The following is a 929-nucleotide window of genomic DNA, read 5'->3' as shown; positions in this document are numbered from 1 at the left end:
AGCACCTCAAATACCCCAGACCCCAATCCTGCCAACAACAACGGCAGCAGCCCCGAAGCAAGAGTCACCACCACTATCACCGCTGCCCCGACTCCGACTCCCCCACTCCCACCGACTCCGACTCCCCCACTCCCACCGACTCCGACTCCGACTCCCGCCAACCTACGGCCGATAGCTAGCAACGTCAACCTCGAAATCGCCCCCAGCAGCACTGTGGCGATCGCAGGACTCGGAGGAAGCGACCCCGACGGTTCGATCGCATCCTTCACCATCAACACCGTCCCACCAGCAAATGAAGGGCTGATATTTTTAGGCAATCCCGATGCTGGCGGCCGGATTGTCACCGCCGGTGAAATTCTGACACCTGCTGACATTAACCAATTATTTTTCCAATCGACAGGCAACTTTACAACAGCAAATTTCACCTACAGCGCTACAGACAACCAGGGGGCCACCAGCCCCGCCAGCGCTACTGTATCGGCGCTGCTGCCGGTGCCAAACCAACCGCCCCTAGCTAACAACGTCAACCTTGAGATCGGCCCCAGCAGCGCTGTGGCGATCGCAGGACTAGGCGGCACAGATCCAGACGGGTCGATCGCATCCTTCACCATCAACACCGTCCCACCCGCAAATGAAGGGCTGATATTTTTAGGCAATCCCGAAACCGGCGGCCGGATTGTCACCGCCGGTGAAATTCTGACACCTGCTGACATTAACCAATTATTTTTCCAATCGACAGGCAACTTTACAACAGCAAATTTCACCTACAGCGCTACAGACAACCAGGGCGCTACCAGCCCCGCCAGCGCTACTGTCTCTGCCATTCCCCTGAACGAACCAACACCAACACCGCCAACACCGCCAACACCAACACCACCAACACCGCCAACACCAACACCACCAACACCGCCAACACCAACACCACCAAC

1 pseudogene is annotated in these 929 nt (G+C 57.4%); it reads left to right on the top strand.

The annotated features are described in order from the left end of the window. Positions 1 to 929, top strand: a pseudogene (locus tag QUB06_RS33650) (hypothetical protein); the annotation flags it as partial.

This window comes from Microcoleus sp. D2_18a_D3 (genome assembly GCF_036702455.1).
Lineage (GTDB): Bacteria > Cyanobacteriota > Cyanobacteriia > Cyanobacteriales > Microcoleaceae > Microcoleus.
The sequence above is the reverse complement of the archived record's forward strand: the minus strand, read 5'-3'. Positions and strand labels throughout refer to the sequence as shown.